This window comes from Candidatus Aalborgicola defluviihabitans (genome assembly GCF_016705985.1).
GTDB classification, from domain to species: Bacteria; Pseudomonadota; Gammaproteobacteria; order Burkholderiales; family Burkholderiaceae_C; genus Allorhodoferax; species Allorhodoferax defluviihabitans.
Genome location: NZ_JADJKN010000008.1, coordinates 365,044 through 371,302, shown reverse-complemented (window position 1 = coordinate 371,302; position 6,259 = coordinate 365,044). Strand labels below are relative to the sequence as shown.

The following is a 6,259-nucleotide window of genomic DNA, read 5'->3' as shown; positions in this document are numbered from 1 at the left end:
CGCTGGAGCGCGACGCCCAGCTGGTGCAGCCCGATGGCCCGCACGCGGGCAAGCTGGCATTCCCATGGAGCTACGGCGTGGTGTTTACCAATATCACCCGCAAACAGTTTGAAGCCGCCGAGCTGCACAACAGCCATCGAACCCCACCGCGTGCTGTGCCAGGACGAAATGCTGGAAAGCGTGGACGCCGAAGACCTGCAAAGCCGCCTGTGGGACATGTTCCCCTTTGGCATGCGCGGGCTTTTAAGCCTGCCGCAGATCGACCGTGTGCGCTGGATCATGTTCCCCGAGGTGCGCGTGCAGCAGGGTGCGCTGTTTGACGACAACAACGAAGACGCCGCGCTGCCCGACATCATGCGGGTGATGGACCTGCAGCAAGAGCAGCTGGCTAGATCCCTGGGCGACGGCCACCGCGTTATCCACGGCGTGGCCGGCTCAGGCAAGACCATGATTTTGGGCTACCGCGCGGAGTACCTTGCGCAGGCCAGCACAGCGGGCACCAAGCCCATCCTCATCCTCTGCTTTAACGAGCCGCTGGGCGTGAAGCTGCACAGCGTCATGCAGGCCAAGGGCCTGGGCGGCAAAGTGCATGAGCGCCACTCACAATGGTGCCGCGACCAACTGGTGGCCTACGGGCAAGCCATCCCGGCGCAAAGCCCGCACATGTTTGACGAAATGGTGGATAACGTCATCCGCGCCGACCGCAAGCAAATCCCAAGCGGCCAATACCAAGCGGTGATGATTGACGAAGGCCAAGACTTCGCGCCCGAATGGCTCAAGCTGGTGACGCAGATGGTGGGACCCGACCACCAACAGCCTGCTGGTGCTGTACGACGATGCGCAGAGCATTTATGAACGCGGACGTACACGTGAAGGGAGCAAGCAGTTCAGCTTCAAGAGCGTGGGCATACAGGCGCAGGGCCGCACCACCATCCTCAAGATCAACTACCGCAACACCAAACAGATATTGCAAACCGCCAGCCTGGTGGCGGCAGAACTTTTTAGCCCCCACGCTCCACCGCTGCGCGGGTCGCTGCCCCCCAAGGGGGCTGATCCGGCTTGGGGCGGCCCGGCGCCGGACCGCCTGCTGACCGCCGAAGAGAAGGACGACGACGGCATCCCGCTGCTCAAACCCATCAGCTGCGGGCGCGAGGGTGAGGCACCCAACATCATCCGCTTGCCCACACTGCGCGACGAAGCCTTTGCCATTGCCGACCACCTGGCCAACGCCCACAAAGAAGGCCATGCGTGGGGCGATATGGCCATTCTGTGTGCGGACTGGAAAACCATGGACTTGTGCGCCGATGCGCTGGTGCAGCGCAAGCTGCCCTTCAACGTGCGCAAGCGATCGGGCGACTTCAACCCCGGCGCCAACGCCATTCAGATCATGACCATGAAGGTCAGCAAAGGGCTGGAGTTCCCGGTAGTGGCGCTACCCGGCGTGGGGCATGCGCCTGCGGTGGGGAGGACGAGAAGGAAGCGGCGCGTGTTTTATGGCGGCGACCAGGCTACGCTGAGAGGTTGGTGATGGGGGTGGGTGGGGATGCAGAGTTCGGCGAGGCTTGGCTCCAAGGATGGCTGATAAACTATGCGGAACAGTTGGATTGCGCGAGAACATTTAAGGTAAAAATGAGTATCAAGTACGACTCCAAACGTGAGTCACTGGCCGAGATCATCAAAAAGGCCACTATCAATGCGACCTACGTCATTCCAGATCTTCAGCGTCCATACGTATGGAGCCCTCGGCAAGTCACCATGCTTGTTGACTCCCTATTCCGAGGATGGCCGTTTGGTTCATTGCTGCTGTGGGAAGTCAAGCCGAATTGTTTTGAAGCCAACGAAGGGATTCCACATCGACCGTTCTGGCAAGTTGTGGATCGTACCGGGAATGACAAGGGTTCACAGAACTCGGCACTCGGTCAACCCGCGACCTACCAAATGGTCTTGGATGGCCAGCAACGTGTCCAGAGTTTGATTCTCGCGCTGGGGGGCGACCAGTGGGGTTTCCAGCTGCTGGATTCGGAGTGGGCACTGGATCTTCAAGATCGCAGAGTAAAGCCGAGCAACCACTGGTCCAAGGCGTCGATGTGCATCGACCTCTTGAAGTTCACAGCCGAGCTCAAAGCAAAAAACGACATCGTTCGCAAGATTGAGGCCGGCAAGATTCTGGAATGGGCAATTCTCGACACAGTCTCCGGACAGTCTGTCGAAACGCGTCCAGCCAACTATGTACACCCGCTTGAAACCGCGAAAAGCAATCCCGGTCGATTTATTCGACTCTCCAGATTTTGGGATTTGGTACAAAGGATCTTTCCGAGCGTGAATACAAAAAGCTCCTGGACCCCATCCTCAAAGAGCACGGCGTTAGCGACCCTGTTCTCACTGAGATCCTGGACCCGTTAGCGGAATTCATGAAGGTGGTCGAAAACATCAAGATCAACAGCTTTGTACACGCACTCCAGATCGAGTCATTCGAGTTGACGCCGCAATGGAGCAAAGACGACTATAGCGATGCAATCGTAAACATCTTCACGCGGCTCAACACGGCTGGACGAACCTTAACCCGAGAGGAAATCACCCTAGCTTGGCTGAAAGTGGGGTGGCTACCAGAGCATGCCGACAACAAGACTGCCGGGCAATGCCTTGAAGAGCTGCGAATTGCGCTAGGTGATCGCGGCTTTCACCTCGAGACTGATGAGATCGTCAGACTCATCTCGTTCGTTTGGGCCGTGGAATGTCGTAGCGGAACTCTTCTCGACTCAAAGGACTTACTCAAGGGCGAAATCGTTCGATCGATGGCCGCATCTGTTGCCGCCACATGGGTGAAATTAAAGCCTCGAGTCGAGAGCTGCGCGGACTTGATCAAAGAACGGGATCTGCTTGAGAACCAAGGTTCGTTCAACGCAATCATCGTTTACCTGACTTGGTATCGCCTGGCATTCGACCGATTCGATGCTGTTGCTGGCAGTGTTTCAGTAGTTGAACGCGATAGTCTCGAAAAGCAGCTCAATCAACGTGCTGCCCAGTTTTGGACCGTTGGATTTTCGGATCGCAGTGGGCGAATGTGGGGGTGACGGCGCTGTTGTGAATTTTCAGAATTTTGCAACGGAACTGCATACAAATTTTCGGCAAGCTCAAGGCTGCAAAGGCAAACGGACTCGTTGCCGCTGTGGATGACAGCATTAGCCAAATGATGGCCCGAATCTCAACCAAGGCCGTCGAGCAGATTAACAACGTGCTTGTACGAGATCGCCGTCGTGTCCATGCATACCACCCGTTCCTTTGGGTCTGGCACCGCCTGGAGGATGACCGGTGGAAGAACTCGTCCATTCAGATGCGCACTGGCCGCAAGCGAACCAGCAAACTTGAAGTTGACCATACGGTGGCAGACGCTTGGTGGGCGCGCTCGGTTGAACAGCAAATTCAAGCCAAGCTGGCCGCCTTTGTTGGCACGGATGAGGAAAAGGCTCTATTGCTCCGGACGATTTTGAGTCGCGCTACGACGCGATTGCGTTCATCAACTTGCTTGGAAACTGCTCCCTCTTGGACAAGTCATTCAATATCTCCAAGAGCGATGAGCCCATGCGTCACTTCCTACAGCAGGTTCACGAGTTCAAGGATGGCAAGGTGCAGATGCCGGACTGGGAGACTGCACTTTCCCTCACTTCCACATTGACATTGCCAGACGGATCTGCCTTTGCAGACATCAAGAAGGCCATCCATGCACGCGATGCCTTGATTCGGAAGGACTTGATTGAGTTCATTGGGGGACAGAAACATCGCGTCGACTAGCTTTTAGCGACCGGCGACTTACGATTAGCGCTACTTCTGCCTCCCTGCTTGCCACAACTATTGTGGGCAAAACCTGCGCCGCAGTAGACCCATTGGCGCAGCTTCTGCCCAAAAGCCACCAGTCGCGCTTATTGAGCGGCCGCGAAGCGTCGAGGTCTGCAACTGCCCCGAGCCGAGGTTGCACGTAAAGTCCACGATGGCCGCGATTTGCCCTTCTGCCGAGGGGTACCCGCTTCGCGATGAGCGTTATTGCAAAATTGAGGAAATGTCCCGGTTACACACAAATTATTACGAATCGCGCTTTCATCGCGGAGTGCAAATGAATGCCGATCAGCATGCTGCGGTAGAACATGAGGCGACAGCCTATTTAGATGGCAAGCCGGCATTGCAAGGTCAGCACAAAGTCACCCGAGCACAGCGCAATGCTGCTTTCTGGTCTAGCAGCTTCCTAACCAATCTGCCAGCGGCTGCTTGGCAGTCGCAAACGATGACGCTTGCGCTGGCGCAATACATGGGGCAAGAGCGCGTGTCCAACATGGAAATGCTCGCCAACGTGGCTAGCGTTGCCCCCGAAGCCTTAATCCACGCGGTGCGCTGCTCAGGCCTGGTGCTCGCCCAGCATTCGCCTAGGCGCACTGAGCTTGACCTGCTTGCGGTGGACCACCCGCGCGTTGCGGAGTTGTGCAAGGTGTTGGACATTTTTGATCTGGCACATCGGGAGCGGACAAGCGCCATCTTCATGTGGCAAAGCGAACTGGCGGAGTTATCGCCACTGGAGCTGATGAGTTATGCCAGCCTGTACGCGTTTGAACATTGGATACCCCAAAAATTTGCAGCAGCGGCCCAATCTACACCTAAGAATGATGGGGCGGATTGGGAGGCTGTCAACGACATCCTGCTCTGGAAGCTATCGACCTGCGCAGGCGACTCGACGCGACTTACCGATGCCGTTATCGTCCAGTCTCTCGCCAAGCACTTGTCGCCCTTCTTGTTTCCATCGCCGTCTGGGCAACCCGCCCGTAAAGATTTACGTGAGGCGTTTGCCAACCTGCTCGCTGCGCAGATCGAGTTGAACAGCTTTGTGGCCCAGTCCGCCGATGCGTTCAGTTACGACGACAGCATTGAGTTTGTGCGCGTGGGAGGCCGGCTTGAGATCAAGGTGCTGGATGCTGCGGCGCACAGCGCTTGGGAGCGCAATGGCCGCAAGCTGGCCGCGCTGCACAACTACTGGTACTACCGTGCCATGGATGCGTTTGTGGATTCCGGCATAGCAATGCAGCAGATTGGCAGCACTGCCAACCACGCACTCAACCAAGTGGCCTACACCAAGGCGCTGCGCACGCAGCTGCAGTTGACCGAGGTGTATGGCGTGAGCGGCACGGTCACCACTGATACGGGCGACACCGTGCCGTTGTTTCAGGCGCTGCTGTCGCTGGAGTTGATGAACGTCTTTTTTCAGCGGGATTTTCTGGAAACGTACATACAGCATCTGCGAACCACGGGCAACTGGGCCATGGCGCTGAGCATGATGGCGATGAACGGCTTGCGGGATGGCAACCAAATTCGATTTCCACTCACATGGTCAAGCCGCGATGCCAAGATTGCCAACATGGTTGGCTGGACGGTCACGTCAGAGTTTCCAAAAGGCAATCCGCGCCATGCTGCATGGATAGTTGACTTCTGGACCAGCGACTGGAGCAAGCTTGCTACTCAGTTGAAGGGCGATGCGCCAGGCCAAACACCTGAATTGCTGGAGCGCCCAATTCTGAAAATGGGCCAGACGCTGGTGCAGTTGCCTTGGGTGGTGGGCCTGCAAAACAACAGCACGGCGGCCATCAACAACCTGCGGCGCTTGGGTGCGCGGCGCAATGAAGCGCGCGCCGAGACTCAGCGCATAGAAACACAGCTGGGTGCCAAGCTGGAGAACCGGGGTTTCAAGGTGGTGTTGAATTGGAACCCGCCCAAGGAGCCAGACGACTTTGCCGGTGAAGTGGACGTGATCTGCGCGCGTGATGGCAAGGTGCTGGTGCTTGAGGTGAAGTCCACCTACCTGCGCCGCTCTCAGCAAGATGCTTGGCAACACGAAACCACCACGCTGCGCAAGGCGGGGCGGCAACTGCAGCGCAAGGTGGCAGCCGTGCAGCAAGCCTTACTGGATCAGCCTGAATTGGCGCAGCGCCTTGGGCTGGAAGCAGGCGCATCTGCCAATGCAGCGCGCGGCTGGATTGTGGACACCAGCATCGAATGCGACCACCAGCGGTTTGGCGGATTCCTGAAGGTGTCGTTGGAAGAACTGCTGATTGCGCTAAACGATGACCGGCATTTGCTGCACGACCCGGATGGGCTTTTTTCGCAAAGAGCGCCCGCAGCCAGTGCGGAGCAGCAAGGCCTTTACCCGCAAGGCTTTAGCGCCCAACGATTCATTGACGTGGTGGAAGCGCAGGCGGTTTGGGGTAACGTTTGACTG

General features: G+C 57.3%; 4 protein-coding genes and 1 pseudogene. All 5 read left to right on the top strand.

All coding sequences use genetic code 11. The annotated features are described in order from the left end of the window. Nucleotides 1-1,560, top strand: a pseudogene (locus IPI80_RS12195) (DEAD/DEAH box helicase); the annotation flags it as partial. Nucleotides 1,561-1,629: 69 nt separating this feature from the next. Further along, entirely contained in the window at nucleotides 1,630-2,403 is a 774-nt protein-coding gene (locus tag IPI80_RS12190; protein ID WP_413860435.1) for a DUF262 domain-containing protein, read from the top strand. Between the two features lie 8 nt (nucleotides 2,404-2,411). After that, on the top strand, nucleotides 2,412-3,074 hold the full coding sequence (locus IPI80_RS12185) for a hypothetical protein (protein ID WP_413860397.1): 663 nt from the start codon (nucleotides 2,412-2,414) through the stop codon (nucleotides 3,072-3,074). A gap of 469 nt (nucleotides 3,075-3,543) precedes the next feature. Beyond that, on the top strand, nucleotides 3,544-3,792 hold the full coding sequence (locus IPI80_RS12180; RefSeq protein ID WP_413860395.1) for a hypothetical protein: 249 nt from the start codon (nucleotides 3,544-3,546) through the stop codon (nucleotides 3,790-3,792). 319 nt (nucleotides 3,793-4,111) lie between these two features. Next, the gene (locus IPI80_RS12175) at nucleotides 4,112-6,256 is read left to right on the top strand and encodes a nuclease-related domain-containing protein (protein ID WP_413860393.1); all 2,145 of its coding nucleotides are present in this window, start codon (nucleotides 4,112-4,114) and stop codon (nucleotides 6,254-6,256) included. Nucleotides 6,257-6,259: the final 3 nt, after the last annotated feature.

What these genes read in the sequence shown, in the direction of transcription:
- IPI80_RS12190 (WP_413860435.1), top strand. Translation starts at nt 1,630, where the DNA reads ATGAGTATCAAGTACGACTCCAAACGTGAGTCACTGGCCGAGATCATC.
- IPI80_RS12185 (WP_413860397.1), top strand. Translation starts at nt 2,412, where the DNA reads ATGAAGGTGGTCGAAAACATCAAGATCAACAGCTTTGTACACGCACTC.
- IPI80_RS12175 (WP_413860393.1), top strand. Translation starts at nt 4,112, where the DNA reads ATGAATGCCGATCAGCATGCTGCGGTAGAACATGAGGCGACAGCCTAT.